Here is a 25,644-nt window from a genome sequence, read left to right as displayed (position 1 = left end):
ATAAAGGAATAAAAGATGCCTCTGATCACGCGGCTTATGCTGCAAAACTTTAAAAAGTTTCCGGAACTGGACCTGCGCTTCACTCATGACCGTAACATTCTGGTCGGGGACAATGAGTCCGGGAAAAGCACGATTCTGCTGGCCCTTGACCTTGTGCTGAGTGACAGCCGGCACCGGGTCGAGGCATTGGGTGTGGAATCGCTCCTGTCCCAGTCAGCAGTAAGGCAGTTTCAGGGGCACTGTTGCAAATAGTCGGTGGTGATAAACTTATCATCCCCTTTTGCTGATGGAGCTGCACATGAACCCATTCAAAGGCCGGCATTTTCAGCGTGACATCATTCTGTGGGCCGTACGCTGGTACTGCAAATACGGCATCAGTTACCGTGAGCTGCAGGAGATGCTGGCTGAACGCGGAGTGAATGTCGATCACTCCACGATTTACCGCTGGGTTCAGCGTTATGCGCCTGAAATGGAAAAACGGCTGCGCTGGTACTGGCGTAACCCTTCCGATCTTTGCCCGTGGCACATGGATGAAACCTACGTGAAGGTCAATGGCCGCTGGGCGTATCTGTACCGGGCCGTCGACAGCCGGGGCCGCACTGTCGATTTTTATCTCTCCTCCCGTCGTAACAGCAAAGCTGCATACCGGTTTCTGGGTAAAATCCTCAACAACGTGAAGAAGTGGCAGATCCCGCGATTCATCAACACGGATAAAGCGCCCGCCTATGGTCGCGCGCTTGCTCTGCTCAAACGCGAAGGCCGGTGCCCGTCTGACGTTGAACACCGACAGATTAAGTACCGGAACAACGTGATTGAATGCGATCATGGCAAACTGAAACGGATAATCGGCGCCACGCTGGGATTTAAATCCATGAAGACGGCTTACGCCACCATCAAAGGTATTGAGGTGATGCGTGCACTACGCAAAGGCCAGGCCTCAGCATTTTATTATGGTGATCCCCTGGGCGAAATGCGCCTGGTAAGCAGAGTTTTTGAAATGTAAGGCCTTTGAATAAGACAAAAGGCTGCCTCATCGCTAACTTTGCAACAGTGCCTTCGTGTCAACGCGGTGTCTCCCGGGATTGTTCATACGCCGATATACGAAGGCTTCATGGACAAAGCGGATATCGCAGATGCTATGAAGTCGCTGAACGATTTCCACCCGCTGGGACGCGTCGGAACTGCCGAAGATGTGGCAAACACTATTCTCTTCCTGTTGTCTGACAAAACCTCATGGGTGACGGGCGCTATCTGGGATGTCGATGCGGGCATCATGGCGGTCAGACGATAACCCCGTGACGCTGGCATAAGCCGCCCCTTAAGGGCGGCATTTTTTTGTCGCCAGACATGTCATCAGCAGGCTTCACTAAGAATATTCACGACCTGTTCATCCGTGCCTTTTGTGTTCCCGGCACAGGGTGTTATGCCGGGTTCTGACGACATCCTGACAGGACAAAACGGCCAGAGAGAAAGGGGTTATACACGATGAGGAGCCGGTATCCGCAGTACCTGTGAAATTCTTTTCATCCCTGCTGTCAGCATACTCCGTGGGCAGGCCAGATTTAACCGGATATATCCGTCCCCATTGTCGACAAACAGCAAGCCCCCTTCAAGAAGGACCCCTGACTCCCGGGCAAAATACAGCGATAAATCCTCACCTGCGGTGTCGGGCAGGTAGCGGCTAATATCTATCCAGGCCAGATATGTCCCTTCGGGGATCGAGAACCTGGTTTCGGGTAAATAGCTTTTGAGATAGTCGTGCAGGTACTGGAAATTGCCGTCAATATATTCCCTCAGATGGACAAGCCAGTCATCACATTCACTCCACGCCGCTTTGTTTGCTGCCAGGCTCAGTGGAGAGATGAACTCGTCGTGTCTGAGACGCCACTCGCTTCTGACACCGGGATCCGGAATAATGATATTTGCCAACAAATTCCCGGCCAGATTGAATGTTTTACTCGAGGACATGCAGGTAATAATGCGTGTAGAATCAGGGAAAAGAGAGGCGGCCGGTGTATGACCGATACCGCTTCGGGACAGGTCGCAGTGAATTTCGTCAGATATCACCCAGATGTCATTGGCCAGGCAAATTTCAATAATCCGCTTAAGTTCATCAGGCCGCCAGACTCGTCCGGTCGGGTTATGCGGATTACACAGGAAAAGAATTTTCACACGTAAATCGGCCTGACTGGCTTTGCGTGCAAAGTCTTCCCAGTCAGGTTCCCAGCCGCCTGCTGATTTTTTTAACGCCGAGTACACCACGCGACGCTGACTGTATTCACCCGCCTTTTTAAACGGGCCATATGAAGGCGTCATAATAAGAATACTGTCATCCATGTCGGTCAGAAGCGGGACGAGACGGTTCAGCGCGGGAATAATGCCCGGAGACAGCACAATGTCTTCCGTTTTGAAACGGTGACCATATTGTCGCTCACACCAGCTGCCAAAGATCTCATAGTATTCTTCGTCGTAGATTTTAGTGTAGCCGAGTATTTTTCTATCCAGACGGTCTCTGATGGCCTGAAGAATCGGCTCTGGTGTGGCAAAAGCCATGTCAGCAACCCAGAGGTTGATTAGCTGTAACGGCTCGCAATCGAAATCCCCCGGGCTCGCAATCAGCGCAATTTTCGGCTCAGATTAAGTGACAATGAAAATCCTCCCGGGCTCACATTAAGTGACAATGAGCTCGCGTTTATCTTTTTCGGCTCGCATTCCATTTCCTTCGGCTCACAATAACTGCAAATGAAATTCGTCATATCGGGAGCCCCACCGCCAGCATCCTGTCCCGCAGTTCTGCTGTTCGAGCAGGGTCGAGCTGATGGTTGAACATGGCCCTGATTTCTGCCGGTTTGGCATCAAACTGCTCCACCATGTCTTTCAGTCGATAACCATGACGCGTTAATGTCGGCTCCAAATCGTCAAGCTGGCGGGAAAGTACCGATTCAACCAGGGCGGCGGTTATCGGCTTTTCTCCCGTCTGATAACCGGCCTCCAGGGCCAGCGTCAGATGTAGTTGAACCTGAAGTGGGGTACGTAGTTTCATCGCCAGCAGGTCGAGGGCGTCGGCGGTCAGAATGTCTTCCGGCTTGCCTTTCCCCATACTGGTTTTCAGTAGCCACTGAATATATTCCCGTTGGCTACCGGTGATCCCATCCAGCGTAAAGATATCCGTGCGATAACCGATCTCCTCCATAGTCGGGCGTCGCAGGTCATTGCGCAGTTTGGGGTGACCGGCCAGAACAACCGACAGCCGGCCGCCACCGTCCTCCACAACTTCCATCAGCCTTTTGAGTCCGATCAGTGTATGCCCGTTCAGGTCATGCGCTTCATCAACAAACAATGCCACTGGCCGCTTTCCTTTTTTGACCAGTTCCTGTAACTCACGCTCGCGTCGTTCGCCCTGTTTGGGGATCTGAACCTGTTTATCCTGCGTCAAATCGTAAAAGAGCGCGTTGATGAGCGTGGCCAGTTTAATATTGTGCTTTTCAATCGACAGGGAGCGAGCTACGGTAATTTTATTTTCCTCCCTGAGACGCTGCTGCAAACGCCGCAGAGTGACTGTCTTGCCGCTGCCAACCACACCACAAACGGCAATTAACCGGCCTTCGTGGATAGCACCGCGGATATCCTTGATAAGCTGCTTATGGTGAGCCGTCTCATAGTAACCGGCCTGATCGATTGGTTGCGCCAGTCCATAATGTTCCATTACCTCAACCCGCATGATCCTCTCCTGATTGGGTGTTGCGGAAATACTCCCTGACCCGGGCAAATACCTCACTGCGGATCAGCGTGTCTGTCAGTACTTGGTCGATAAACGCCTTGTCTTCATCCGATAATTTCGCCAGCGGTGTGGCCAGATCAGCCGCAATAGCCAGCTTCGCTGCCACCGGGGTAGGAAAACAGTATTCAAACGCTGTGGACTCGAAGGGTTGATGTGGCAACACCCGCGTGCTCTGAACGCTATCGGCCACCAGTTTGAGGTCACAACCGGACAGGGCGCTGATAGGTAAGTTCAGTTGCCGAGCCAATGACTGGATACGGTCTGCCCGCACCGCTGCTTTTCCGCGTTTGAATGCCCGATAGCGGTGCAGAGGTATCGGGCCGGAAACAGGAAAATAAGGCCCCCACTTTTCACCGTCAAACTCCACGAACATTTCGTCATCAAAGAGGCCCCACAGCAGGATAACAGTTTCACCCGCCATGTCGGGTTCGACTTCGTAAGCTGTCCCGTCAATCGTTATGCGGGCATCGATACCCACCTTGCGAGACTCCGGCTCCCGGGCAAAGCGACAGTACTGTTCCCAGGTGCACATGTCCTGCACTCCCTTTGGTGGCAAATGCATCAGCCAATCTTCCTCACGGGAATGCTTTTCGCTGCGATGTCGTTGTGCGTTATAGCGTATCAGGTAGTTCCAGAGCCATTCATTCGCCTGCTGTTCAGTCTCCGGCTTATGAAAATGATACAGCGTTTCGTGGGCTTCTTTGACGGAACGGAACGGGCGCTCAACCTTGCCTTTTGACCGGGCTGTGGTGCGGGTGCCATCCTTGCCTGCCGGCATATGTGTCTGCCAGTCAATCTGCAGCGCCTGCATCACATTCTGGAAGACATGGCTTTTCGCCACCGGGCCATTATCGAGGTACAGCATTTTCGGTCGCCCCTGGAGAGACATCTCCGGATGACTTTTAGGCGCCATGGCATTAAACAGAAAACGCAAGGCAGACTCCGCATCTTCGCCATACACACAGCGGTATTCCTGGTAATTAACCCCGCTGCGATCGTCCACCACGCTGAATAACATCAGGGTAGGTTGTCCACGGGCCGGATCAATCCACTCAGGACATTCGATATATTTGAGATCAGAGGGCGACATATCGAACTGCCAGCAGTCATTACTGCACTCAGCCTGGAACCGCGCTGCCGGTGGCTCCCGTAACAGACGTGAGTGATCGAGTCGGAACAGGGACAAATAGCGGTTAACCGTTGGCCTGCGCAACAACCCCTTTGGAAGTTTAACCAGCCCCTGAGTCGTTTCCACACCATGTTCTTCGAGCAACTGAATGGCACGCGTCGTGGACAGATGACGACCGGCTTTATTGGTGGTACGTAATTTCAATGCAGCGATCAGTTCACAATAATATTCGAGTTCGGACGGCGGCAGTATCCGGGGTTTCCCGTGATCACGCCGGTGTGCAATGTGAGGTTTCTGGAAGGCACGGAGTGTACGATAGACGGTGGTGACGGAAATGCAATAGAGTAGCGCCATCGCGGTGATCTGGGCCGCGCGTTCCGGACTTTTTGGTGGCAGACGGTCAAGCCGTTGTCGCAGTTGCAACAAAGAATCGGTTGGAATGGCCTTACGCCGGCTGCTCATCGCGGTCCAGCACACGATAGACCGAGGCTCGACCGATCCCCAGTTGGCGAGAAATCGCCGTTGCGCCCATTTTCTCTTCAACGTACAACCGACGGACCTCAACAGGATCGATGCGCGGTTTGCGCCCCTGATAAACCCCGCGGGCTTTTGCGGCAGCGATACCTTCCAACTGGCGTTCACGGCGCAGGTTGGTTTCAAACTCAGCGAAGACACCCAGCATATCCAGAAACGCCTTACCTGCTGCGGTGCGCGTATCCACAGGTTGTTCTGTTGCCTTGAGGGTAATGCCCTGCTGATTCAGGGCATACACGATATCCTGCAAATCTTTAATGCTACGGGCCAGGCGATCGACTCGCGTGACAATCAGCGTGTCTCCCTTACGCAGAAAATCCAGCAACAGTTGCAGCTCAGTTCGTCCATCGCGGCTGGTCCCGCTCGCTTTTTCTGAACGGATGATTTCGCAGCCAGCGGCGCGAAGCGTCTGTATTTGCAAATCCAGATCCTGGTCGTTGGTTGAAACCCGGGCATAACCGTAAAAAGCCATTGTTATGAAAAATGTCTCGTTAGACTCTAGATGAGGAAAACGTAACATGCAGATGAGACAAAAACAATCCAAATGAGACAGAAAAACTGTCTCACCAAACTGTATGCTTTGGGTGCACCCATAAAATACGATTTTACTCCATGAGATTTGCTGACTGAATTGCAGTACGCCAGACGACCCCATATGGGTAAATGGATATTCCAGTTTATCTATTTTGACAGAGTCTTAAGGTCCGATAGCCTTAATTGCGAGCGTATCCGGTGATCATTGCGCCAGTCACACAGAGAGCGTCATGATCTGTTTGCGAAAATAACTCCAGTAACCCGTGTTTTACCCCACTACCTGTATTGGGCTGAACCAATAAATTGCTCGAATTTTTCGCACCAGATTTGCACAGTGGTGTATTCATCAATATTGACACCATTTGGCAGGTTCTTTTTGAAGTTGCCGTAGTTTTTCAAATCACCTATATATAATGATTCTTCTTTTATTTTTAAAAATGAATTACGATCATCAGCCTGGGTTTTGGTCAGATAGATCTTGTAATCCGGACCTGGAGCAATGCTACCTTCAAATGCGATTTCTTGATCGGAGACATACAGCTTTCCATCAACCCAGTGAACAGCATTACTCCCTTTTTGGTTTTTAAAAAATGCCCCCGTGTAGCGGGCATTATTTTTAACTTCCTTAATTTCATCAGCACTGGAGTTTTTCTCAGCGGTGAGGATAGGCAGTACATAGATACCGACACCGAAACCCACGCCAAATAAAGCCAGGTGCGAAGCAAAAAACAGCGCTTTAATGTTTGTTTTCATAATATTTTCCTTTGCGTATGTAAAAAGCCATAAGGGTTCTGTAGCCACACATCCTTTATGTAACAGATTAACTTGTCAAATTTATGTTGCAGCTAAGCGCCTGCATTGTCGTATAGCGTTGCAGTGGCATATCCATGGGCATTGGTATTTAAATAAGTGATGCGGAAATAATCGGCGCCTGATTTTTCTGCTTTTGCTGCAAGCTTGCTAGTCAACTCATCAATCGTGCCACCTGAAACACTGATGCTCCCAAGGCGAAGCAATTCGCACTGGTGAGAATTGTTGATTTCGGTTGATGCCTGTGTCAGCACGGGCAGGATGCTCAGACTCAATATTGCAGCAATAATGAACTTTCTCATACGCCTATCCCGTTCGTATTTTGTAGTGATCAATAAAAAATATAAGGTAAATATTTCAGTGATGCAATTGTTTTTTAGCGATAACTATAAAACATGATACTATGAACATAATGATTAAGTTAAAAGATAAGGCTATCTCCATGATTGAAAAGAAAAAAACTGGCAGGCCAAAACTCATCTCATCAGATAAGCTGGCGGAGGCGTTATTTCAGGTTTTTGCGCAAAAGGGATATGCCTCAACCTCGATAGCAGACCTGACCCATGTAACCGGAATGAAACCTCCATCGCTGTATCTGGCCTTCGGTAACAAAGAGGGGATGTATGCGGCGGCGCTTATGTATTACCGCCAGCACTGGTTGGGGGGGCTGGAACAGTGTCTGCAGGATCAAACACAAACTTTCGAACAACGGATGCGTCATTTTCTTCATGACGCCTTTACGTTGTTCAGTTGTGACGGTAAACCGTTGGGGTGCGCCATGACCTTTTCCGCACTGGCTTTCCAGATTGATGAAGGAGGCCTTGCCGCACAATTACGCGATGAAAGGCAGGCATTTACCCAGTGGCTGGAAAACGAAGCGCGAGAGGCGCAGCAATGTGGAGAGCTGCCTGCTTACCTTGCTCCTGAAGCGTTTGCCTGTTTTATTACCACACTGGAAAAAGGGTTGGCGTTGACGGCGCTGGAGCGTCCGAAATCTGAGGTGGTGAAAGAGATGATTGAAAGGGTCTTGACAGCCCTGTTTCGCCAGCATAAGAAGCAATAAATTATCTACTGGTGACGCAATGGGAGAATTTTCATTTGCATTTATTGTGAGCCCGAGGCAATGAATGGCGAGCCGGAAAAGATAAACGCGAGCTCATTATCACTTAATGTGAGCCTGTGAGGATTTTCATTGTCACTTAATCTGAGCCGAAAATTGCGCTGATTGCGAGCCCGAAGGATTTCGATTGCGAGCCGTTACAATTAGCCCTTCTGCCGGATACCGCATTGCAAATTCGGACTGTCCCGAAAACAGGTATTCCCGCCAGCCGTCCACGGTGAGACTGTCTGTTTTCTCTCTGCTTACGTACTCATCAAAATCATATTTCATTTCATAAACCTGCCTTAGGTGTAGTCAGAAACGTCGACCTCAGTATTACTGTCAGTCTGATGCCGGAGCGGGAAAACTGGCTCGTGTGATTAACATAAGAGAATCATCACAACTGCATGAATTAATTGCGTTATTAAGGTTCTCTCGCCTTTGTCATCGACTGACGGGGGGATTTCTCGCGTGTCACCATCACAATGCCAGTCAGCACCGCCAGGGCAGAAAATATCGTTCTGACCGTCAGTGATTCATCCAGGAATACCACACCCCCTAGCATTGCCAGACAGGGAACGCTGAGCTGAAGGGTACTGGCGGTGATAGAGCCGAGAGAGGGTAAAAGGGTATACCACAATACATATGCACCGGCTGAGGCGGCGGCACCGGACAGCAATGACAAAGCAATGCCCGCAGCATCATAGTGACCCTGCTTCATAAACAGCAACGAAAGAGCGAGAGCCATCGGCGTGGCGAGTACAAAATTTGCCGCCGTTGAAGCCCCGGCCGCCTGGCCCGCCCTCCCCCTGACGGAATAGGCGGCCCAGGCTAATCCGGCAACGATCATCATAAGTGCACTGTAAAGCGGCGGTGCCTTCGCCCCGGGTAACAGCAGGGCAGCAATTCCTGCCAGAGCAATAACTAAACCGCAAGCCCGCATAACGGAGAGTGATTCCCCTTTAAATAATCCGTGGATCACCATCGCAAACTGTACGGCACCAAAAAGTAACAGCGCACCTGCCCCGGTATCGAGATGGATATAGGCGACAGAGAAGAGCACTGCGTACACCATGAGGTAAAATCCGCTCAGCGGACGCCACAGCGATAATGTAGTTTTTGCGTGATAAAACAAGAAAGGTGACAGGACGAGTGCACCACTGGCCAGCCTGAGGCTGCTGAATGAAAGGGGATCAATGTGGCCTCCCTGCAGGGCCAGACGGCACAGAATAGAGTTTGCAGCAAACGCCAGCATTGCCAGGGATATTTTAAGAATGAGCGCGCAATTGGCCATTCAGTGAGACCTCATAAAATTCTTGTAAACTACCATCTAGTTGGTAGCATAGCGTAAGTGATCACCGAACAGGAAGCAATAATCAGCTTTCAAACTGGAAGGTGAGGACAGGCATTCGGAATGAATTCTGTTTCACATCCCCAGTAGAGGAAGGAAAACGCGTAATGCCAGATGCAGAGCAGAAGATTATTTTTCCCTGCGATCAAACATATGAAATCAGTTTAAGACCTGGAATATCCTATGAAAAAACTAAAATTTACGTTCAAAAATGCGGCTGGTGAAGAACTGGCCGGATTGCTTGAACTTCCTGAAAATCCTAAAGCGTTTGCGCTGTTAGCTCATTGTTTTACGTGTGGCAAAGACCTCAAAGGCGCGGCGCGTATTGCGCGGAAACTGACAGAGAATGCTATCGCCGTTCTCCGGTTTGATTTTACTGGTCTGGGAAACAGCGAAGGGGATTTTTCCAACACCAACTTCTCATCCAATATTTCGGACCTGCTTTGCGCGGTAGATTATCTCCGCCGACAGTACGAAGCGCCTTCTTTGCTCATCGGCCATAGCCTGGGGGGATCGGCCATTCTGTCTATTGCCGGCGAAGTTCCTGAGGCAAAGGCCGTTGTCACCATAGGATCACCCGGAGAACTGACACACGTAAAACGTCTTTTTAAGGATGATGTTGAAAACATTAACCAGCATGGAGCCTATCCCGTTGAGCTGGCCGGGCGGGTATTTACCTTAAAGAAACAGATGCTGGACAATATTCAGGAACACAAAATCGCTCATAAGGTGTTCGCCATGAACAAGCCTCTGCTTATTTTTCATGCGACTGAAGATGATACTGTGTTAATTGAGCAGGCCGAAAAAATATTCAAAGCAGCAAAGCATCCCAAGAGTTTCATTTCGTTGGGTAAGGCGGATCACCTTCTGACTCATGCTCAGGATGCTGAATACGTTGCCGATATCATTATATCGTGGAGCGAATGTTACCTATAAACAGAGTAAATGCGTTCAAACTCGTAGCGCAGAGGGCGATTTTCTGCAGAGATCGGACGCTGTTTATGCTGGACTGATTTTGCGATAAAGGCTTAGGCCGATGCATACAGGCGGGGCTGAATAAGGGTGAGGCCCTTGGGCGAGCATCCTTCATGCACCGGCTGAATGAAATCAGGGATCTGGGGGTGGGAGGATCAGCGTTACCACGCCACCGGCGCTGACACTACATACGGCGGCGATAACACTCTGGAATACGGTTTATATAGAAAGAACCATTGAGCCGCTTAAGCAAAAAGGAGTCCCTGTTAATGAACTGCTGGTCTCTCATCCTTCTCCACTGCTGTACAAAATATAGTCTTAGCGTGGGATAATTAATGAGATGGTCACTCCCTCCTTCCCGGTACTATGCTGAGGACAGGCTTTCATTCGGAGAACTATCATGGAAAACATTGCGCTCATTGGTATCGATCTGGGTAAAAACTCTTTCCATATTCATTGCCAGGATCGTCGCGGGAAGGCTGTTTACCGTAAAAAATTTACCCGGCCAAAGTGGCACTGTTGCAAATAGTCGGTGGTGATAAACTTATCATCCCCTTTTGCTGATGGAGCTGCACATGAACCCATTCAAAGGCCGGCATTTTCAGCGTGACATCATTCTGTGGGCCGTACGCTGGTACTGCAAATACGGCATCAGTTACCGTGAGCTGCAGGAGATGCTGGCTGAACGCGGAGTGAATGTCGATCACTCCACGATTTACCGCTGGGTTCAGCGTTATGCGCCTGAAATGGAAAAACGGCTGCGCTGGTACTGGCGTAACCCTTCCGATCTTTGCCCGTGGCACATGGATGAAACCTACGTGAAGGTCAATGGCCGCTGGGCGTATCTGTACCGGGCCGTCGACAGCCGGGGCCGCACTGTCGATTTTTATCTCTCCTCCCGTCGTAACAGCAAAGCTGCATACCGGTTTCTGGGTAAAATCCTCAACAACGTGAAGAAGTGGCAGATCCCGCGATTCATCAACACGGATAAAGCGCCCGCCTATGGTCGCGCGCTTGCTCTGCTCAAACGCGAAGGCCGGTGCCCGTCTGACGTTGAACACCGACAGATTAAGTACCGGAACAACGTGATTGAATGCGATCATGGCAAACTGAAACGGATAATCGACGCCACGCTGGGATTTAAATCCATGAAGACGGCTTACGCCACCATCAAAGGTATTGAGGTGATGCGTGCACTACGCAAAGGCCAGGCCTCAGCATTTTATTATGGTGATCCCCTGGGCGAAATGCGCCTGGTAAGCAGAGTTTTTGAAATGTAAGGCCTTTGAATAAGACAAAAGGCTGCCTCATCGCTAACTTTGCAACAGTGCCAGAAAAGCCAAGTTGGCGCTCAAACAGCTGCACACGTCGGCTGACGGTGGATTGCGATATCGATAGGCGCTCCGCCGCTCGGCGGAAGCTGCCGGCCTCGGCGACCTGAACGGCGTACTTCAGGTATCGGAGATCAAGAGTCAGGTCGGGCATGAGACCCGTCCGATCATACCGGCGGTCTCATCGGCGAACCGCCTGCGCCCGGTGAGCGGCACCCATGCACGTCCACTTTCATCGAGCCCACCCCCGCTAGCGCCTGGGGAACGAGCACGTCCGTTGATCTCAGATGTGGAATCCGAGCTGAGCCCCTCAATGAGCATGACCATGTCCGAATCTGTCATAGATGCATGCGGCGGTCATACATTTTCACACGCTTGAAGTCTATGCGCGAAGCATATATTCTTGCGGTATGGAGCCTGAGGTCGCCAAGTACCATTTAGGTGCACTCGCGTTGGCCGTTGCAGACAGCATCGCCAGTGTCTCGGCCTCGTTTTCACCAAGCGGCCCGGGGACCGCCGTGATGGTGTTACTCAGCATGGAGCCCGGACTGCCGATCAGCGTTTTGGCTACCTCGATCGGGCTTTCTCATGCCGGGACGGTGCGATTGATCGATAGGCTCGAGCGCGAACAGTTGGTGGAACGACGAAGACAAATCACCGACAGGCGGGCGCGCTTCATTCACCTCACCAATTCGGGGAAGAAGATAACGGACGCCTTGCTCAAGGCACGGGAGCAGGTGATCTCCGAATGTATTTCGCCCCTGTCGCCCAATGACCTCGACATTCTAGGCATGCTGTCGGAGCGGCTCCTTGTGGCAAACGGCTTCGACAAAGATGGCTCGGTCAGCCTTTGCCATCTGTGCGGCTACAGCAGGATCGCGCCTTCCCGTGGTAAAGCTAAGCCGGGGCGCTCGCCACGCTGGAACGTCGCATCAGAAGGCTGACGATATGATCAGGCAGGCTTGAAATAATGGGATCGTTTGCGCTCGAACTTCTTCTATGCGTACTTGCCTTCGGGTTCGGATATGCGGCGAACCAAGGCGGAACCTGTTTAGTGGTGGCCGCTCATGAGTTACACAGAAGACAGCCGCCGAAAATGTTCGTCGGATTTCTCGCAGCGTCGGCAGCGGCAGGCCTGGTTGCGGTCCCGATAGTCTGGACGGGAACACTGGGCGCAACACTCGCACCCTCGACCAGCATCAATTTCCTCCTGCTCATCGGCGCCATCGCCTTCGGCCTCGGCGCACTCATTAATGACACATGCCTGCTCGGATCGCTGGCGCGGCTTGGGGATGGGGAGATGCGACTTCTAGCTCTACCCTTGGGATTAACGATTGGTATCTTGGCTGCCGACCATGGCAGGTTCGGCTACGATTCAACATGGCCAAGCTTAATCTCCAAACCGAGCGCAACAGGCCTCGTTACTCTCCTAGCCTTCCTAGTTGTGCTCGTGCTGGCACTCGTTTTCGTTTCCACGAAGAGCGTTCTGCGAACAAAGCCGGGTTGGTCGTTCGGCGCTTCGATGATTGGACTCGGTATCACTGGCGGACTTCTATATGCACTCTCGCCGGCCTGGACCTTCGCAGACGTGATTCAACGCGCCCTTCCTCTCAGAATGTCCCCGGCCGGCGAGGTCGCGCTCACTGCGGTGATCTCTTCGATCGCAGGCGCCCTAACCGCCTCCTTTCGCCAAGGCAATCTGCGTCTCCAACTGCCGACAGCCAATGGCATTCTGCGATCTGTCGTCGGCGGCACATTGATGGGTATCGGCATCGCGCTCATACCCGGCGGGAATGATGGGTTGATCCTCGCAGCGGTTCCGACTCTTTCACCTGGTGGGATAGTCGCCTACCTTCTGATGACGACGACAATCGTCTTCGGATTTGCAGCGCGTGGTAAGTTATTCCGGCGCTGCCTTTCACGGCCATGATAAGGGCAACAGAGGACTTGCCCTCCTGACATGAGCATTTATCCCGACCGGGAATATCGGCTGACTAGCTCGTATGCCTTTGCAGGCCCTTGGACCATGATGACCACTTCAAAGGCCGCCGGCCCCAGAATCCTGTAGGTTGCATGGTAGGTGTCGTCTCCGCAGGCATAGACGCCACTCGCTTCCAACCCGGTATCCGTCCGCGAGAAACTCAAGCTGAGGAACTGCGTCCCGATATGAGGTCCGTCTGCGAACTCGACGACAACACTGTCCTCGCTCAAGCGATAGCGATACTGCCGGCACGCGGAGAATACTCTGCCATCTGCCAGTGAGAGAATGCCGCTCTCTCGATAAGCGAGCGCGCCTTCGCCGATCGCTGCTACGATTTCGGTGGGCATGGTTATCTCGTCCAGGGCCGCGTCCATCCGTACAGGCTGGACGTTTGCCAACGGGCTATAGGCCCACCCGGAGCGCCAGCCCCATCAAGTCAAAATCCCGCAAAGGTCGCGCGTTTGCTGGGTAAAGGCATCGCCGATGAGGATGGCTTCGTGAGGCAGCGAAGCGCGAGCCAGCCGCTCGACATATCTCGCTTATTAGTATATGGTATATGCGTCGCGCATATACTGCAACGCCTGCCCGAAGCACGTAGACGACGTTCGTGACGTTCCCACGGGACCACTGTTGAGGAATTTTAGATGAGCATTTTCGACCGTTATGAATTTCTTGTCCCCGAGCACGGTCGGAGGGATCTTGGCCTGCTTAGATGGGCTCTCGTGATCGTATTTCTGTGGTTCGGCGCGATGAAGTTCACAGCGTACGAGGCCTATGGTATCGCCCCGTTTATCGAACACAGCCCGATCATGAATTGGCTCGGCATGTTCGGGACGCAGGGGCAAAGCTATTTCATCGGCGTTATCGAGTTATCGACCGGTCTCGTTCTGATCCTTGGTGCATTTCGTCCACTCTTCTCTGCGCTAGGCGCACTAATGTCAGCAGCGACCTATCTGATCACGCTGACCTTTTTCATCACCACTCCAGGTGTCGCGGAGCAGACTGCCGGCGGCTTTCCTGCGATTTCGGCTGCACCAGGGCAGTTTCTACTGAAGGACGCAGTTCTGCTAGCGGCGTCCCTCGTGCTGCTGCGTGCTTCGGTCCGCCACAGAGGGGCGCTTGTGCTCTCGTGACTGTGGTCCTCTCGTGACGGCGGGCGTGCAAATCCTGCAGAACCTCCGCGGGGCATGGATGCTCCGTCGCGATATCGAGCCCGGAGGCGCTCAGCTGCATGGCGACGCGGTCTTCGCCCGTTTCGCCGCAATCCCCGACGTCGTGGAGCACGGACTGTTCCTCAATGGGATTGATACAATCGTGATCGCGCGCGGTGACACGATGGAAGTGCGACGCCGGGGGCAAGCTAGGTCTCGCTGATCTGCACCTGCGCGGCCTGGATGACAGCGCTGACGCGGAGTGATTCTCGGGCGCGACCTACGGCGATTCCGAGCGAAAAGGCTTGCCCTATAGCCGCCAGGTATCAACGGTTCCGCGGCCTTAACGAGCCGGACCCGTTTTTTTCGGCGCGCTCGATCAGTCGAAATCCTCCGAAACCCTTCTAAAACAGGACATTTTCCACAAGCCGCGCGGAGGAAGAGGACCACGGTATGGCTTGCTGTCTATGCTCCGCGCACATATAGATGTGGCAATGGATGGACCTCGAGATCGAAACATTTTCGGGGCGTTCGCACTCATGATCAGCGACGACATCGTTCGCGCTAGTTCATCGCGGGCGCCGGAAGCTGGACCCGCCGCCTCAGCGCTGGCGTTGCTCGCGCACAAGCCCGGGCTCTCGATCCGTATGCTTGCGATCGGGGTGGGCCTTTCACATGCTGGAACTGTTCGCCTGGTGGATAGATTGGTAAGCGAGGGATTGATCGAGCGTAGGGAGCATTCGACAGACGGGCGCGCGCGATCCCTCTATCTTACTCCAACTGGCAAGGTCGCGAGCGACGAGGTCCTGGCCTCGCGCGATCAAGTGATTGCCGAAGGGCTATCGATCCTTAATCCAGACGAACTGAAAACCTTATCGGACATCGCTGAACGCGTTCTCCGAAATCGCTTGGAAAACCTCGAGCAGTCATACCGCATCTGCCGCTTGTGCTGCTACGAGGGCTGCACGAACTGCCCCGTCGATGCCGAATTGCATGAGCGAGGTGTGGACCGCGAGAAGAACGACGACGCGTAGGAGACTCGCAATTGCGGCAGCTCAACGCTGCTCAGATGGCGGGGCTTCATAATGTCAGCGAGCCTACCATCAGCCGCATTCTTTTGGCTACGCGTCAAGCCGGCCGATCGGGCATGGCGGTCTCATTCTAATATGTCGGTGATCGCCCCACTTTTAGCCGCTCAATTGATCGGAACGCGGTTTCGGAAGCGGCCGTTCAAACCACTCGCTGCATTCCCATTTCTCTATGTCCGATAGGTAGTTTCGGGGAAAAGCAGTCGGGAACAGGTTTCGGGAACGCATGCTCCGGCAGGAGCGCAGCGCGCGTCCCAAACGCGTTTTCCCGGTAGAGCTTCCCAATCGGCAAAGTGCGGGCCACCTCAGACTGCGAACGCGAAAAACCGCCTGGCTGGTCACTCAAGGCAGGGTAACGACGATTTTCGCTGCGGATACACCCGCCTTCAGGGCTTCCAAGGCAGCCTGGAGCATTTCAAGGCCCTGGCCCACGATCTTCGCCGGAGGGGCGGGGACGAACGTGCGCGCCGCGAGAGCCTGCGGCAGGAATTCGCGGTAGATCATTGGACCAACCTCGTCATCCTTGAGGCTCGTCCCGGAGATGTGCGTCGCCTCGACTCCAAATGAACGCTCGTCGGGCGGGGCCAGCGTCGCTGCCACCCGGCGCGAGCCCTCGCATCTCGCAACTACGGCAAAACAGTCTTTCATGTGACCGGTCGCGTGAAGCGTTCCAGCGAGACTGCGCCCGCGCATTGCCTCAATCACGTCTTCCACGATGGCTGGACTCGAGTGGTCAAGAACCTCGCTTGCACCCAGCTCCTTCAACAGGCCGACGTTGCGCGCCGAAGCGGTGGCGACGCACCTGTAGCCCGACGCCACCGCGAGCTGGATGGCGTTGCAGCCAACGCTCGACGATCCACCCCAGACCAGAACGACCTCTGGACGCGCGGTCGGCGAGTGTAACGGTGGCGCGAGAGCCAACTGTGTCCGTCCGTAGAGCCCGCTTGCGGCGGTGCCAAGGCCAAGCGGGAGGACTGCCGCATCAGCGAAGGCAATGTTGTTGGGGATCGGCGCCGCCATGTGGTCCAGCACGATCGTGTGGTGCTGGAACGCACCCTGCGCAGGTTGATTTACGGTTGTCCCGACCGCCTGTCCGATGACTCGATCGCCGACCTTGAACCGCTCGACCGCGCCACCGACCGCCGCGACCTCACCGGAGACGTCGCTGCCGAGAATCGCGGGATAGTCGAGCCATGGCAAAAGCGCGACGTCCTGCAGAATCCAGTCGAGTGGGTTGATCGCGATGGCCGCGTTGCGGATCAATATCTCGTTCGCCGCCAGATGCGGCAGAGCGGTGACACCGATCCTCAGTGGCTGCCCCGGCGCTTTCTGCCAGGCGGCCTGATTAGTCACGGTTTCGGTCATCATCAACTCTTTCTGTCAAGTATTACAGCTGGGCGTTCGTCTGAGCGGTCCAACCGCCAGGTCGGGCGCACGAAGTGGCAGCTATAGCCCCCAGGATAGCGCACCAGGTATTCTTGGTGCTCTGGCTCCGCCTCCCAAAAGGGTTCTTCTGGGTTGATCTCCGACACGACCGGGCCTGGCCAGCTTCCTGATGCCTCGATTTCCGCGATGGTTGTGAGGGCGACTTCCTTCTGCACTTCGGTGGTGTAGAAAATCGCCGATCGATAGCTCGGACCGACATCGCTGCCTTGTTGCTCGTAGGTCGTGGGGTCATGTATCTGGAAGAAGAGTTCCAAGAGCGAGCGATAGGCGAGAACGGAAGGGTCGAAGGTCACTTCCACTGCTTCCGCATGGCCGTAATGTCTCGCGTAGGTCGGATCAGGCATTTCTCCGCCTGTGTAACCGACACGCGTCGAAATGACTCCCCTGGCTCGGCGCAGCAAATCCTCCATGCCCCAGAAGCAGCCGCCTGCGAGAATTGCTCGCTCTGTCGCGGCCGCCCTATTGCCGGTAGGCGATTGGCTCACAGTCCGTTCGCCCTCCTCCGTGTGCGCCACGGTCAAGCCAGCCTCGCGGGATCCGCAGCCTGACTGGCGCTCAAGAGCTCGGTCTGCACGTCCGAACCCCGGATGAGACTCAGATCGACGGGACACCGATCAGCGATCGCGAGGATCCGAGCGCGCTGATCATCACTCAGCGGCCCATCGAGGACAATGGTGCGGGTGAACCGGTCGGGTGGCATCATGTCCGGCACCTTCTCGTGCTGCACGGTCGTGCTCGCCCGTTCGAGCGGAAAGCCCTTGCGGTTCGCATAGAGACGCATCGTCATCACCGTGCAGGCTGCGAGGCCGGCAGATACGAGTTCGTAGGGAGATAGTCCGGTCCCGAGGCCACCGACCGATGCTGGCTCGTCGGCGAACAGAGTGTGCTCGCCGCTGCGGACCTTGAGCTGGAACGTCCCTGCAAGAGTTTCGGTGGAGACGACGCCCTCCGCAACCTCGACCTGCGGAAGATCCGCGCTGAGTGGTGGGAGAAAGCGGCTCGCCCAAACCGCCACCATGGCCGCGGCGTAGTTCGCGTCCGCGACGTCGGTGAGAAGGTGATCCGCGTTGTCGAGCGAGATGAAGCTTTTAGGGTGCCTGGACGCGACGAAGATGCGCGGGCACTGTTGCAAAGTTAGCGATGAGGCAGCCTTTTGTCTTATTCAAAGGCCTTACATTTCAAAAACTCTGCTTACCAGGCGCATTTCGCCCAGGGGATCACCATAATAAAATGCTGAGGCCTGGCCTTTGCGTAGTGCACGCATCACCTCAATACCTTTGATGGTGGCGTAAGCCGTCTTCATGGATTTAAATCCCAGCGTGGCGCCGATTATCCGTTTCAGTTTGCCATGATCGCATTCAATCACGTTGTTCCGGTACTTAATCTGTCGGTGTTCAACGTCAGACGGGCACCGGCCTTCGCGTTTGAGCAGAGCAAGCGCGCGACCATAGGCGGGCGCTTTATCCGTGTTGATGAATCGCGGGATCTGCCACTTCTTCACGTTGTTGAGGATTTTACCCAGAAACCGGTATGCAGCTTTGCTGTTACGACGGGAGGAGAGATAAAAATCGACAGTGCGGCCCCGGCTGTCGACGGCCCGGTACAGATACGCCCAGCGGCCATTGACCTTCACGTAGGTTTCATCCATGTGCCACGGGCAAAGATCGGAAGGGTTACGCCAGTACCAGCGCAGCCGTTTTTCCATTTCAGGCGCATAACGCTGAACCCAGCGGTAAATCGTGGAGTGATCGACATTCACTCCGCGTTCAGCCAGCATCTCCTGCAGCTCACGGTAACTGATGCCGTATTTGCAGTACCAGCGTACGGCCCACAGAATGATGTCACGCTGAAAATGCCGGCCTTTGAATGGGTTCATGTGCAGCTCCATCAGCAAAAGGGGATGATAAGTTTATCACCACCGACTATTTGCAACAGTGCCGCGCAACGTTGTAGCGGCCGACGGGCTCCGGATCATACGGGATGTCCCGTTCTGCTTCTTCTTCGAGAAAGGCCAGGTACTCCTCGCGGGAGTTGTACTGCGTAAACCGACCGCACATTATCGTTTCTCCGGTGTAGATTTCGCATGCGAAATCTGTGTTTTCATCAGTTCAGAACATAGGCCGTTTTTCAGGTTCCTGCCATCGTGTGGCCGCCGTGCCGCTACTGTAGCCGGGCCGCTTCGAATGCAAGGGTTCGCTCTGCCGGTGTCCTCACCCGGTCGCAGTTTATTTCAAAGGCTTTACCCGCTGTCTTCCCGTCGTTTTCCGTCTCAATTTTCGCCGTCAAACCGTCCAGCCAGCGTGGGCTTTTTCACTGCGCTGCGGCTTGCGGCACCGCCCCTGCATTCTCCACTTTTCGCCCGGCTGTCGTATCGGCACGGCGTAATTGGCGCCGCATTTGAGAAAGGAGAACTACCATGTCCCGATTTATCCAGGGTAATTGCGTCCATATCATGTCCGGCTTTCCGGATAATGCTGTCGATTTCATTCTCACCGACCCGCCATATCTCGTCGGTTTTCGTGACCGTCAGGGGCGTACCATCGCCGGCGATAAAACCGATGAATGGCTGCAACCCGCCTGCCATGAGATGTATCGCGTCCTCAAAAAAGACGCGCTGATGGTGAGCTTCTACGGATGGAACCGCGTCGATCGCTTTATGGCTGCGTGGAAACAGGCCGGGTTCAGCGTTGTTGGTCATCTGGTTTTCCCTAAAACCTACACATCGAAGGCCGCATATGTGGGCTACCGCCACGAATGCGCCTACATCCTTGCAAAAGGCCGTCCGCCCCTGCCGCAAAACCCGTTGAATGACGTGATTGCGTGGAAATATTCAGGCAACCGGCATCACCCTACCGAAAAACCCGTAGCCAGCCTGCAACCGCTGATTGAGTCCTTCACACATCCCGGTGCGATTGTGCTCGACCCCTTTGCCGGCAGTGGCTCCACCTGTGTAGCTGCCCTCCAGGCTGGCCGTCGCTACATCGGTATCGAACTGCTGGAACAGTACCACCGGAACGGACAGCAACGTCTGGCCGCCGTCCGGCGCGCCATGCAGTACCCGGCCGCCAACGACGAGTTCCCGGAGGCCGCGTAATGAACTATGCCGGACACGAGAAACTCCGCGCAGAAGTGGCGGACGTCGCTAACAACATGTGTGACCTGCGGGCGACGCTGAACGGGATGGAGCACCGCTATCGCTTTGACTCCGATGTGCTGGCCGAACGCCTGGCCCGTCAGACCCTTTTTCGCATCAATGCCCTGTTTATGGCGGCATACAACGAAATTCTTGAGCTGGATGCCTGCTTTAAGGACTAAGGAGAAAAACATGTACGGAACCTGTGAAACCCTCTGCCGGTTGTTGCGTGAACAGTATCCCGCAGAAACCCCGCTGAACCTCATTGTCTGGTCCCCGGCGGATATCGAAGCGCTGGCCGACGGAATGGAATATGCCGTTTCGGAGCAGGACACAAGGGCGGTACTGGCGCGTATGGACGCCATTCCGGAGGAACAACGGCTTGAGTCGGGCGTGTCTGCCGGTGCGGTGATGGATCTGATTGAACAGGTGAAAGAGGCCGTTCCGGCGGTGATGGTGCCGGCGGATCTGCTTGAAACCCTGCTGATAACCGCTGAACAGGCGTTGTGGCACAGGGAGTGGTCCGCCCGGGATGAGAACCATCCGGTGCCGGAAAGCGTAACCCGTCGCCTGGCTGATGCGGCGAAAGTTCGCGCCTTACTGAAAAAATGAAATCAACACGCCGCCCGGGCGGCGTGTACTGAACCCGTTCAGAGGAACCCATTATGCAGGAAATCACCACGTTAACCGCCCTTGTCATGCGCCGTGCGCGCGATTTGATTGCTGATTATGGATGGCCTGACCATACCGATGTTGATCAGCGTGATCCGGTCAATAAACCGGGATGGATAAGCATTTATGTCCGTCTGGATGCGGCAAATATTGCTCATCTGCTTCCTTTGCTTTGTACCGGTGACGTACCCGCAGAGCTGCAAAGTGCCATGACAAAAATAGCCGGGACGCCAGCGCAGATTATTTTATCCGGCAGCCGCTATGCCGACGCGCCGCAGCTTCCGGAGGACGGAACACAGATAGCTTTCCCCTGGGCCGGGGAATGGCTGACGGAGCCGGAGATTCAGGCTGTAACGGATTGCCTGTCCCGCGCCGTGCGGGATGTCTCCCGGCAGGTATGGGAGGATGCGCGCCGGATAAAGGCGGCGCTGACCACGCGCGGGGAAACGCTGTTTTATCGCCAGACCCGAAACTTCCGTCTGGTTGTGAAGGAAAATGATATGCCCTGCTGGCTGGACGATGATGACAATTTGCCGGTGGTGCTCGATGCCATCCTGAACAAAGGGGCACGCTACAGCAGCGTCGAGTTCTTTGTTATCAGCGACAAAGTTGATCAAATCCTGGCATGTGGCCAGATGTGCGATGTGCTGCGTATTCCGGGCGAGCCTCCGCGCCGGTGGATGGATTTAACCCTGTTACATGAGGTCATGGCAGAAGCGCGTGCAGAAATCAGTCTTGTCCGCAATGCCCTGTCAGCAATCCGGCCAGTGTAGCGAACAGCAGGGGGCGGCGGCCCCCTGAATCCACCACGAAGGATGTCGCCGGCTCCACTTTTACGGCTCTTCCTTCACGTTGTTCCGGCTTCGCGGTGAGTAACGTCCCGTGCGGCCTGCGGCAAACGCCGTGCCTCTACTATAGCCGGGCCGCGGCTGATGCAAGGGAAGCGTAAACGCCGTCACCTTCACCCGGTCGCAGTTTATTTCATACGTTATCCGCCGTCTTCCCGTCGTTTTCCGGCTCAATTTTCGCCGTCAAACCGTCCAGCCAGCTCCTGCTTTTTTACTGCGCTGCGGCTTCGGTGACGCCCTTGCATCCTCCGCTTTTCGCCCGGCTGTCGTGTCGGCACGGCGTAAGCCGGAACTCAGACGACATCGACTATGGAGGATTTTTTATGAGCACTACAACCACCACACCGGCTGTTTACGTGGGCACGTATCACAAATACAACTGCGGCAGCATTTTCGGCAAATGGTTTGATCTGACGGAGTTTGACGGCAGGGAAGATTTTTACGAGGCCTGTCAGGCACTGCATGCCGATGAATGGGATGCCGAGTTTATGTTCCAGGACTGGGAAGGCATTCCGTCGCAGTTCGTCTCTGAATGCTCCATTGACTGGGATTTTATCGCCGCTTACAAACGCGCCGAAGAAGAGGGCAGGGAAGCCGCTTTTATCGCCTGGGCGGAGTATACCGGCGAATGTGACTATGACGCGTTTGATGATGCGTACCGCGGCGAGGCGGAAAGCGAGGAAGACTATGCGCGGGAGATGGTGGAGGACAACGGCCTGTTAAATGAGGTGCCGGAGCCGTTGCGCAGCTATTTCGATTTTGAAGCCTGGGCGCGTGACCTGTTCAGCAGCGGCTATGTGTTCCATGACGGCTATGTCTTCAGCAACTGATTAATGTCCGGCGGGGAAACCCGCCGGTTAAGGAGAAAACGTATGAAACTTGCACCGGAAACCCGCGAGATCCTGCGACAGTACAAAGCCCTGATTAATGCCCGCCGACGTGATGCCGGTCAGCGGGAACTGACCACCGCGCAGGTGATGGATGAAATCTGCGAATACATGACCTGTCAGTGTGCCGTGTACATCGGCGGTCATTTCATCTTACAGGGTGGAAAAGGCCAGTAAGTATGATGGCAGGCGTCCGGGCCGGAGGGCGCCTGTCAGCCCGCGCGAAAAACCGGGCAGGCTGCGCCTGCCGGAGAGAAACTTCGCCGCGCCTCCGGCGCCGCGCACTCTCCTCTCCGTTGTCAGTCGCTGTTGCCCGGGAATGCGCGTATTATCAGGGATATCTTCCTGTAAAGCAGACCGGTGAAGCATATGTCGAAGTGGAATATCGCCTCTTTCTCAAAAGATGATCAGGATAAGGTCTCAGTCGATAAAGCCGCCGCTGCCGTTGCCTGGCAGGAAAGGATGAACAAGCCTGTTGTGCCTGAGCTTGTTGAACGGGAACAGCCTGAACATCTTCGCCAGTATTTTCGTGAACGGCTTGACGTTCATCGGCAGAACAGTCAGCAGCTGCCGCGCGCAAATGCGCCCGAATATAATAAACCCGGAGATGAGCAGCAGAAGTGATTCTTATAGTCAGTGTGTCCAGGGAGGAAATTTTATGCGTATGTCTCTGATGTTTGCGGCCGTGACTCTTTTAACCGGTATTAACCTGTTGTTTATTCCGTTTCAGCCTGTACCGGCTCTATGGGGGGGAATCTTGGCCGTTGCTTTTATCCTGATTAATGTCGCGGCGGATAAACTGCGTCTCTGGAGTGGCGTTGCATGGATTATCGTTGCCGGCATCATCATAATGTTGATGCTGAAGGGGAAGGAGCCGGGGGACGAATTAAGAGTGCTGATCACCGTTTTTGCTTTCCTGGCTTCGGCCTGGTATAGCGTTGTGCAGTACAGAAAAGAAAAGCATTTTCGCTCCTGATGTTCCCGGCTGGCATCAAGCTGGATGATCGTCAGCCATCATTTTAGCCGCATGTAATCCATTCTTATCCTCCCGTTTTCTGTTTTCTGCCCGTTCCCGTTTTCATTGCGGGCGTCCGGGCGGGCTGTCGTGAACGGAGCCGGTAAACCGTCTCCGCCCTTCGGGCTTCCATCCCATGACGCAACACCAGGGCTTGCAGCATCCTTATCAGGATGCGCCGCCTCTGTCGCGCCGTGGCCTGCGCTCCCTGCACCCCGGCGAAAATCAACGGCCGCCGGGCTGTAAGGGGCAACGCCGTTTCGCGCCCGCGCTTTCCGTCGTTGCGGCGGGTTCCTGCTCATTCCTTGCCTGGTTTTTTCACCCTTTTGAGTCCTTTCGCCGGGGCTGAGACAAGCACAGCCGCTGTCAGCTGTCCAGGGTAAATGGCACGCGGTAAACCGCGCCCCGGACATCCGCCATCGCCCGCGCTGGTTTACGCCCCTGCGGCGAACGGCTCTCAAACGGGTGAAGGTAACAACCAGCGGGGGCGTTCAGCAGGTCCCCGCAAAACGTCAAAACCGCGGCCCCGGCAACTCAACGGGTGATGGTTTTTTAAAAGCAACGGGTGATGTTCTTTAAAAATCAGGAAAAAGAAAAATGCAGGATCCTTCATTGCGAACGTATCGGATCGCATTTCTGGGAAGCAATGCCAGCGGCAATCTGCCGATGTTTACCCGGGTGCAGGCCACGACCGGAAAACGGGCGATAAAAGCGTTTATTGAACGCTGTGAACCCGTCAAAGGCTGGTTTCTGGGCGAACCGGAAGACATTACCGATCAGCTTAAGAAGGAGGAAGAAGAAGCGGGAAGCAAACCGCAGATATGAAAAAAGCAGGGTAAACCCTGCTTCTCCCACGCCGTAAAAATCGCACGAACGGTTTTTCCGGCTTCGTTAACTACCATAAGGAGTCAACTTTATGATCGTTTCTATTTTTTCACCTTCCGCAGGCGCTGTAAAGCCCCGTCGTCATTCGCGCATTCTGCGCGCAGATATCACCGCACCTGAGATTGATCCCGCTCTCAGAGCTTTCGGGCGTCATATCGCCAGAAGTCACCGCAAAGGGCGCGGTGTCCACATCCCCGCGATGAAAAATACCGCCCTCGGGCAGGTACTCCGCACGCTGGAACTGAAACGCGCATTTAACTGATGAGGTGAGCCGCCCCGCGAGGGGCGGCAACTGCAGGAAGGAGAAAACACAATGGCACCGACTACCGCACAGATCATGACGGAAAATACCGTCAGCCAGACTTACCGGGCAACTTATTCACCCGATGATAATAAATTGCGACTTTACGCATCATTGCGACTCGATGAAGAAACGTATTCCCTGATCAACAAAGCAGGCTTTCGCTGGGCGCCCAAACAGGAACTATTTGTGGCGCCAGCCTGGACGCCGGGGCGGGAGGATGTCCTGCTTTCCCTCGCCGGTGATATCGAGGACGAGGACAGCACCCTGTTTGATCGCCAGGAGCAGCGCGCCGGGCGGTTCAGTGACTACAGTGACCGGCGGGCGGTTGAATCGGAGCAGGCGCTTGCGCATGTTGATTCGCTGGCATCGGCTGTCCCGCTGGGACAGCCGATCCTGGTAGGCCACCACAGCGAGCGCCGCGCGCGCCGGCATGCGCAGAAAATTGAGAACGGCATGAAACGTGCGGTGATGCTGTTCGAGCGCGCCGAATACTGGGAACAGCGCGCGCAGGCCTCTCTGCAGCATGCGAAATACAAGGAGCGTCCGGATGTGCGTTACCGCCGTATCAAAAAAATCGAGGCGGAATTACGCAAGTCCCAAAAGCACATTACCCGGTCTGAAGAGTATATGACGATGTGGCGTGCGCAGACGCTCGATCTGAAAATGGCGTTACTGGTCAGTAATTATGAC

Annotated in this window: 32 protein-coding genes and 6 pseudogenes; 23 read left to right on the top strand and 15 right to left on the bottom strand. The window is 54.5% G+C overall.

Features of this window, described 5'->3' with window-relative positions:
* Positions 1 to 15 precede the first annotated feature (15 nt).
* From AC1VYI_RS00305 to AC1VYI_RS00295, 3 genes and pseudogenes are all read left to right on the top strand, one after another.
* Positions 16 to 234 (top strand): annotated as a pseudogene (locus AC1VYI_RS00305) (AAA family ATPase); the annotation flags it as partial.
* Positions 235 to 298: 64 nt separating this feature from the next.
* Positions 299 to 1,003 (top strand): IS6-like element IS26 family transposase, encoded by a 705-nt coding sequence (locus AC1VYI_RS00300; protein WP_001067855.1) that lies wholly within the window; start codon positions 299 to 301, stop codon positions 1,001 to 1,003.
* A 51-nt stretch (positions 1,004 to 1,054) separates the two neighbouring features.
* A pseudogene (locus tag AC1VYI_RS00295) lies at positions 1,055 to 1,291 on the top strand (SDR family oxidoreductase); the annotation flags it as partial.
* Between the two features lie 185 nt (positions 1,292 to 1,476).
* Here AC1VYI_RS00295 and AC1VYI_RS00290 read toward each other — a convergent pair.
* The 6 genes from AC1VYI_RS00290 to AC1VYI_RS00265 form a co-directional block, all read right to left on the bottom strand.
* On the bottom strand, positions 1,477 to 2,553 hold the full coding sequence (locus AC1VYI_RS00290; protein ID WP_020277916.1) for a MalY/PatB family protein: 1,077 nt from the start codon (positions 2,551 to 2,553) through the stop codon (positions 1,477 to 1,479).
* Between the two features lie 199 nt (positions 2,554 to 2,752).
* A complete protein-coding gene (locus AC1VYI_RS00285; RefSeq protein ID WP_370375586.1) occupies positions 2,753 to 3,778 on the bottom strand; it encodes an ExeA family protein in 1,026 nt (341 codons plus the stop codon).
* On the bottom strand, positions 3,711 to 5,372 hold the full coding sequence (locus tag AC1VYI_RS00280; protein WP_033488203.1) for an IS481 family transposase: 1,662 nt from the start codon (positions 5,370 to 5,372) through the stop codon (positions 3,711 to 3,713). The genes AC1VYI_RS00285 and AC1VYI_RS00280 overlap by 68 nt, the downstream gene beginning before the upstream one ends.
* Positions 5,356 to 5,916, bottom strand: coding sequence for a recombinase family protein (locus tag AC1VYI_RS00275; protein WP_021242984.1), 561 nt, complete (start codon positions 5,914 to 5,916; stop codon positions 5,356 to 5,358). Before AC1VYI_RS00275 ends, AC1VYI_RS00280 begins: the two co-directional genes overlap by 17 nt.
* A gap of 338 nt (positions 5,917 to 6,254) precedes the next feature.
* The gene (locus AC1VYI_RS00270) at positions 6,255 to 6,731 is read right to left on the bottom strand and encodes a DM13 domain-containing protein (RefSeq protein WP_001567386.1); all 477 of its coding nucleotides are present in this window, start codon (positions 6,729 to 6,731) and stop codon (positions 6,255 to 6,257) included.
* Between the two features lie 92 nt (positions 6,732 to 6,823).
* On the bottom strand, positions 6,824 to 7,090 hold the full coding sequence (locus AC1VYI_RS00265; protein WP_001567387.1) for a YdgH/BhsA/McbA family protein: 267 nt from the start codon (positions 7,088 to 7,090) through the stop codon (positions 6,824 to 6,826).
* Positions 7,091 to 7,200: 110 nt separating this feature from the next.
* Between AC1VYI_RS00265 and AC1VYI_RS00260 the strand changes: the two genes are divergently transcribed.
* The gene (locus AC1VYI_RS00260) at positions 7,201 to 7,851 is read left to right on the top strand and encodes a TetR/AcrR family transcriptional regulator (protein ID WP_482875687.1); all 651 of its coding nucleotides are present in this window, start codon (positions 7,201 to 7,203) and stop codon (positions 7,849 to 7,851) included.
* A gap of 460 nt (positions 7,852 to 8,311) precedes the next feature.
* Here AC1VYI_RS00260 and AC1VYI_RS00255 read toward each other — a convergent pair whose 3' ends face one another.
* Positions 8,312 to 9,181, bottom strand: coding sequence for a DMT family transporter (locus tag AC1VYI_RS00255; RefSeq protein WP_001567390.1), 870 nt, complete (start codon positions 9,179 to 9,181; stop codon positions 8,312 to 8,314).
* A 240-nt stretch (positions 9,182 to 9,421) separates the two neighbouring features.
* On the opposite strand from AC1VYI_RS00255, the gene AC1VYI_RS00250 reads away from it, so the two are divergent.
* From AC1VYI_RS00250 to AC1VYI_RS00235, 4 genes and pseudogenes are all read left to right on the top strand, one after another.
* Positions 9,422 to 10,174, top strand: coding sequence for an alpha/beta hydrolase family protein (locus AC1VYI_RS00250; protein WP_004729622.1), 753 nt, complete (start codon positions 9,422 to 9,424; stop codon positions 10,172 to 10,174).
* 26 nt (positions 10,175 to 10,200) lie between these two features.
* Positions 10,201 to 10,514 (top strand): annotated as a pseudogene (locus AC1VYI_RS00245) (Tn3 family transposase); the annotation flags it as partial.
* Between the two features lie 99 nt (positions 10,515 to 10,613).
* Positions 10,614 to 10,724 (top strand): annotated as a pseudogene (locus AC1VYI_RS00240) (IS110 family transposase); the annotation flags it as partial.
* Between the two features lie 64 nt (positions 10,725 to 10,788).
* Complete coding sequence (locus AC1VYI_RS00235) at positions 10,789 to 11,493, top strand: IS6-like element IS26 family transposase (protein WP_001067848.1); 705 nt, start codon at positions 10,789 to 10,791, stop codon at positions 11,491 to 11,493.
* On the opposite strand, the gene AC1VYI_RS00230 is transcribed toward AC1VYI_RS00235, so the two are convergent.
* Positions 11,384 to 11,698 carry a LysR family transcriptional regulator gene (locus AC1VYI_RS00230; RefSeq protein ID WP_227114060.1) on the bottom strand — a complete coding sequence of 105 codons (315 nt, stop codon included), beginning with the start codon at positions 11,696 to 11,698 and terminating at the stop codon, positions 11,384 to 11,386. The two genes, AC1VYI_RS00235 and AC1VYI_RS00230, sit on opposite strands and share 110 nt — an antisense overlap.
* Before the next feature lie 367 nt (positions 11,699 to 12,065).
* Here AC1VYI_RS00230 and AC1VYI_RS00225 point away from each other — a divergent pair, with 367 nt between their 5' ends.
* Positions 12,066 to 12,488: a MarR family winged helix-turn-helix transcriptional regulator gene (locus tag AC1VYI_RS00225; RefSeq protein WP_223296479.1), complete on the top strand. Its 423-nt coding sequence runs from the start codon at positions 12,066 to 12,068 to the stop codon at positions 12,486 to 12,488.
* Positions 12,489 to 12,514: 26 nt separating this feature from the next.
* A complete protein-coding gene (locus tag AC1VYI_RS00220; protein WP_004099025.1) occupies positions 12,515 to 13,474 on the top strand; it encodes a YeeE/YedE thiosulfate transporter family protein in 960 nt (319 codons plus the stop codon).
* A gap of 38 nt (positions 13,475 to 13,512) precedes the next feature.
* On the opposite strand, the gene AC1VYI_RS00215 is transcribed toward AC1VYI_RS00220, so the two are convergent.
* A complete protein-coding gene (locus AC1VYI_RS00215; protein WP_166479491.1) occupies positions 13,513 to 13,872 on the bottom strand; it encodes a DUF6314 family protein in 360 nt (119 codons plus the stop codon).
* Between the two features lie 297 nt (positions 13,873 to 14,169).
* On the opposite strand from AC1VYI_RS00215, the gene AC1VYI_RS00210 reads away from it, so the two are divergent.
* Positions 14,170 to 14,658 (top strand): YkgB family protein, encoded by a 489-nt coding sequence (locus AC1VYI_RS00210; RefSeq protein WP_004099027.1) that lies wholly within the window; start codon positions 14,170 to 14,172, stop codon positions 14,656 to 14,658.
* Positions 14,659 to 15,215: 557 nt separating this feature from the next.
* Positions 15,216 to 15,710, top strand: coding sequence for a MarR family winged helix-turn-helix transcriptional regulator (locus AC1VYI_RS00205; RefSeq protein ID WP_004099028.1), 495 nt, complete (start codon positions 15,216 to 15,218; stop codon positions 15,708 to 15,710).
* Between the two features lie 396 nt (positions 15,711 to 16,106).
* On the opposite strand, the gene AC1VYI_RS00200 is transcribed toward AC1VYI_RS00205, so the two are convergent.
* The 5 genes and pseudogenes from AC1VYI_RS00200 to AC1VYI_RS00180 all read right to left on the bottom strand — a co-directional run.
* A complete protein-coding gene (locus tag AC1VYI_RS00200; protein ID WP_004357654.1) occupies positions 16,107 to 17,132 on the bottom strand; it encodes a zinc-binding alcohol dehydrogenase family protein in 1,026 nt (341 codons plus the stop codon).
* Positions 17,132 to 17,695: a peptide-methionine (S)-S-oxide reductase MsrA gene (gene msrA, locus AC1VYI_RS00195; RefSeq protein WP_011191350.1), complete on the bottom strand. Its 564-nt coding sequence runs from the start codon at positions 17,693 to 17,695 to the stop codon at positions 17,132 to 17,134. Before msrA ends, AC1VYI_RS00200 begins: the two co-directional genes overlap by 1 nt.
* Positions 17,696 to 17,727: 32 nt before the next feature.
* Positions 17,728 to 18,342 (bottom strand): OsmC family protein, encoded by a 615-nt coding sequence (locus AC1VYI_RS00190; protein ID WP_244905709.1) that lies wholly within the window; start codon positions 18,340 to 18,342, stop codon positions 17,728 to 17,730.
* 39 nt (positions 18,343 to 18,381) lie between these two features.
* Positions 18,382 to 19,086, bottom strand: coding sequence for an IS6-like element IS26 family transposase (locus tag AC1VYI_RS00185; RefSeq protein WP_001067855.1), 705 nt, complete (start codon positions 19,084 to 19,086; stop codon positions 18,382 to 18,384).
* Positions 19,087 to 19,150: 64 nt separating this feature from the next.
* A pseudogene (locus AC1VYI_RS00180) lies at positions 19,151 to 19,267 on the bottom strand (SOS response-associated peptidase family protein); the annotation flags it as partial.
* A gap of 359 nt (positions 19,268 to 19,626) precedes the next feature.
* Between AC1VYI_RS00180 and AC1VYI_RS00175 the strand changes: the two are divergent.
* The 8 genes from AC1VYI_RS00175 (at position 19,627) to AC1VYI_RS00140 (ending at position 23,726) form a co-directional block, all read left to right on the top strand.
* Positions 19,627 to 20,304 carry a DNA methylase gene (locus AC1VYI_RS00175; RefSeq protein WP_008455412.1) on the top strand — a complete coding sequence of 226 codons (678 nt, stop codon included), beginning with the start codon at positions 19,627 to 19,629 and terminating at the stop codon, positions 20,302 to 20,304.
* The gene (locus AC1VYI_RS00170) at positions 20,304 to 20,525 is read left to right on the top strand and encodes a hypothetical protein (protein WP_008455410.1); all 222 of its coding nucleotides are present in this window, start codon (positions 20,304 to 20,306) and stop codon (positions 20,523 to 20,525) included. The genes AC1VYI_RS00175 and AC1VYI_RS00170 overlap by 1 nt, the downstream gene beginning before the upstream one ends.
* 10 nt (positions 20,526 to 20,535) lie before the next feature.
* Entirely contained in the window at positions 20,536 to 20,955 is a 420-nt protein-coding gene (locus AC1VYI_RS00165) for a DUF1380 family protein (RefSeq protein ID WP_008455408.1), read from the top strand.
* A 53-nt stretch (positions 20,956 to 21,008) separates the two neighbouring features.
* Positions 21,009 to 21,788: a hypothetical protein gene (locus AC1VYI_RS00160; RefSeq protein WP_077138929.1), complete on the top strand. Its 780-nt coding sequence runs from the start codon at positions 21,009 to 21,011 to the stop codon at positions 21,786 to 21,788.
* 398 nt (positions 21,789 to 22,186) lie between these two features.
* The gene (locus AC1VYI_RS00155) at positions 22,187 to 22,693 is read left to right on the top strand and encodes an antirestriction protein ArdA (RefSeq protein WP_044789508.1); all 507 of its coding nucleotides are present in this window, start codon (positions 22,187 to 22,189) and stop codon (positions 22,691 to 22,693) included.
* 42 nt (positions 22,694 to 22,735) lie between these two features.
* On the top strand, positions 22,736 to 22,927 hold the full coding sequence (locus tag AC1VYI_RS00150; RefSeq protein ID WP_015493073.1) for a hypothetical protein: 192 nt from the start codon (positions 22,736 to 22,738) through the stop codon (positions 22,925 to 22,927).
* A gap of 192 nt (positions 22,928 to 23,119) precedes the next feature.
* Positions 23,120 to 23,374, top strand: a complete 255-nt coding sequence (locus AC1VYI_RS00145) for a DNA polymerase III subunit theta (RefSeq protein ID WP_008324193.1) — start codon at positions 23,120 to 23,122, stop codon at positions 23,372 to 23,374.
* A gap of 34 nt (positions 23,375 to 23,408) precedes the next feature.
* Positions 23,409 to 23,726, top strand: coding sequence for a hypothetical protein (locus AC1VYI_RS00140; protein WP_016247540.1), 318 nt, complete (start codon positions 23,409 to 23,411; stop codon positions 23,724 to 23,726).
* 117 nt (positions 23,727 to 23,843) lie between these two features.
* Here AC1VYI_RS00140 and AC1VYI_RS00135 read toward each other — a convergent pair.
* Positions 23,844 to 24,067 (bottom strand): annotated as a pseudogene (locus AC1VYI_RS00135) (hypothetical protein); the annotation flags it as partial.
* Between the two features lie 295 nt (positions 24,068 to 24,362).
* Here AC1VYI_RS00135 and AC1VYI_RS00130 point away from each other — a divergent pair.
* From AC1VYI_RS00130 to AC1VYI_RS00120, 3 genes are all read left to right on the top strand, one after another.
* On the top strand, positions 24,363 to 24,590 hold the full coding sequence (locus AC1VYI_RS00130) for a hypothetical protein (RefSeq protein WP_001568050.1): 228 nt from the start codon (positions 24,363 to 24,365) through the stop codon (positions 24,588 to 24,590).
* 91 nt (positions 24,591 to 24,681) lie between these two features.
* On the top strand, positions 24,682 to 24,912 hold the full coding sequence (locus AC1VYI_RS00125) for a CCDC81 family HU domain 1-containing protein (RefSeq protein ID WP_001568051.1): 231 nt from the start codon (positions 24,682 to 24,684) through the stop codon (positions 24,910 to 24,912).
* A 51-nt stretch (positions 24,913 to 24,963) separates the two neighbouring features.
* Positions 24,964 to 25,644: DUF3560 domain-containing protein (locus AC1VYI_RS00120; RefSeq protein ID WP_482875599.1), on the top strand; the 681-nt coding region annotated here is incomplete at its 3' end.

The sequence above is a fragment of the Enterobacter sp. QK-SA4 genome (genome assembly GCF_056856775.1).
The sequence above is the reverse complement of the archived record's forward strand: the minus strand, read 5'-3'. Positions and strand labels throughout refer to the sequence as shown.

Coding starts and splice junctions, on each gene's coding strand:
- AC1VYI_RS00300 (WP_001067855.1), top strand. CDS start 299: ATGAACCCATTCAAAGGCCGGCATTTTCAGCGTGACATCATTCTGTGG.
- AC1VYI_RS00290 (WP_020277916.1), bottom strand. CDS start 2,553: ATGGCTTTTGCCACACCAGAGCCGATTCTTCAGGCCATCAGAGACCGT.
- AC1VYI_RS00280 (WP_033488203.1), bottom strand. CDS start 5,372: ATGAGCAGCCGGCGTAAGGCCATTCCAACCGATTCTTTGTTGCAACTG.
- AC1VYI_RS00275 (WP_021242984.1), bottom strand. CDS start 5,916: ATGGCTTTTTACGGTTATGCCCGGGTTTCAACCAACGACCAGGATCTG.
- AC1VYI_RS00270 (WP_001567386.1), bottom strand. CDS start 6,731: ATGAAAACAAACATTAAAGCGCTGTTTTTTGCTTCGCACCTGGCTTTA.
- AC1VYI_RS00265 (WP_001567387.1), bottom strand. CDS start 7,090: ATGAGAAAGTTCATTATTGCTGCAATATTGAGTCTGAGCATCCTGCCC.
- AC1VYI_RS00260 (WP_482875687.1), top strand. CDS start 7,201: ATGATTAAGTTAAAAGATAAGGCTATCTCCATGATTGAAAAGAAAAAA.
- AC1VYI_RS00255 (WP_001567390.1), bottom strand. CDS start 9,181: ATGGCCAATTGCGCGCTCATTCTTAAAATATCCCTGGCAATGCTGGCG.
- AC1VYI_RS00250 (WP_004729622.1), top strand. CDS start 9,422: ATGAAAAAACTAAAATTTACGTTCAAAAATGCGGCTGGTGAAGAACTG.
- AC1VYI_RS00235 (WP_001067848.1), top strand. CDS start 10,789: ATGAACCCATTCAAAGGCCGGCATTTTCAGCGTGACATCATTCTGTGG.
- AC1VYI_RS00230 (WP_227114060.1), bottom strand. CDS start 11,698: ATGCCCGACCTGACTCTTGATCTCCGATACCTGAAGTACGCCGTTCAG.
- AC1VYI_RS00225 (WP_223296479.1), top strand. CDS start 12,066: ATGGTGTTACTCAGCATGGAGCCCGGACTGCCGATCAGCGTTTTGGCT.
- AC1VYI_RS00220 (WP_004099025.1), top strand. CDS start 12,515: ATGGGATCGTTTGCGCTCGAACTTCTTCTATGCGTACTTGCCTTCGGG.
- AC1VYI_RS00215 (WP_166479491.1), bottom strand. CDS start 13,872: ATGCCCACCGAAATCGTAGCAGCGATCGGCGAAGGCGCGCTCGCTTAT.
- AC1VYI_RS00210 (WP_004099027.1), top strand. CDS start 14,170: ATGAGCATTTTCGACCGTTATGAATTTCTTGTCCCCGAGCACGGTCGG.
- AC1VYI_RS00205 (WP_004099028.1), top strand. CDS start 15,216: ATGATCAGCGACGACATCGTTCGCGCTAGTTCATCGCGGGCGCCGGAA.
- AC1VYI_RS00200 (WP_004357654.1), bottom strand. CDS start 17,132: ATGATGACCGAAACCGTGACTAATCAGGCCGCCTGGCAGAAAGCGCCG.
- AC1VYI_RS00185 (WP_001067855.1), bottom strand. CDS start 19,086: ATGAACCCATTCAAAGGCCGGCATTTTCAGCGTGACATCATTCTGTGG.
- AC1VYI_RS00175 (WP_008455412.1), top strand. CDS start 19,627: ATGTCCCGATTTATCCAGGGTAATTGCGTCCATATCATGTCCGGCTTT.
- AC1VYI_RS00170 (WP_008455410.1), top strand. CDS start 20,304: ATGAACTATGCCGGACACGAGAAACTCCGCGCAGAAGTGGCGGACGTC.
- AC1VYI_RS00165 (WP_008455408.1), top strand. CDS start 20,536: ATGTACGGAACCTGTGAAACCCTCTGCCGGTTGTTGCGTGAACAGTAT.
- AC1VYI_RS00160 (WP_077138929.1), top strand. CDS start 21,009: ATGCAGGAAATCACCACGTTAACCGCCCTTGTCATGCGCCGTGCGCGC.
- AC1VYI_RS00155 (WP_044789508.1), top strand. CDS start 22,187: ATGAGCACTACAACCACCACACCGGCTGTTTACGTGGGCACGTATCAC.
- AC1VYI_RS00150 (WP_015493073.1), top strand. CDS start 22,736: ATGAAACTTGCACCGGAAACCCGCGAGATCCTGCGACAGTACAAAGCC.
- AC1VYI_RS00145 (WP_008324193.1), top strand. CDS start 23,120: ATGTCGAAGTGGAATATCGCCTCTTTCTCAAAAGATGATCAGGATAAG.
- AC1VYI_RS00140 (WP_016247540.1), top strand. CDS start 23,409: ATGCGTATGTCTCTGATGTTTGCGGCCGTGACTCTTTTAACCGGTATT.
- AC1VYI_RS00130 (WP_001568050.1), top strand. CDS start 24,363: ATGCAGGATCCTTCATTGCGAACGTATCGGATCGCATTTCTGGGAAGC.
- AC1VYI_RS00125 (WP_001568051.1), top strand. CDS start 24,682: ATGATCGTTTCTATTTTTTCACCTTCCGCAGGCGCTGTAAAGCCCCGT.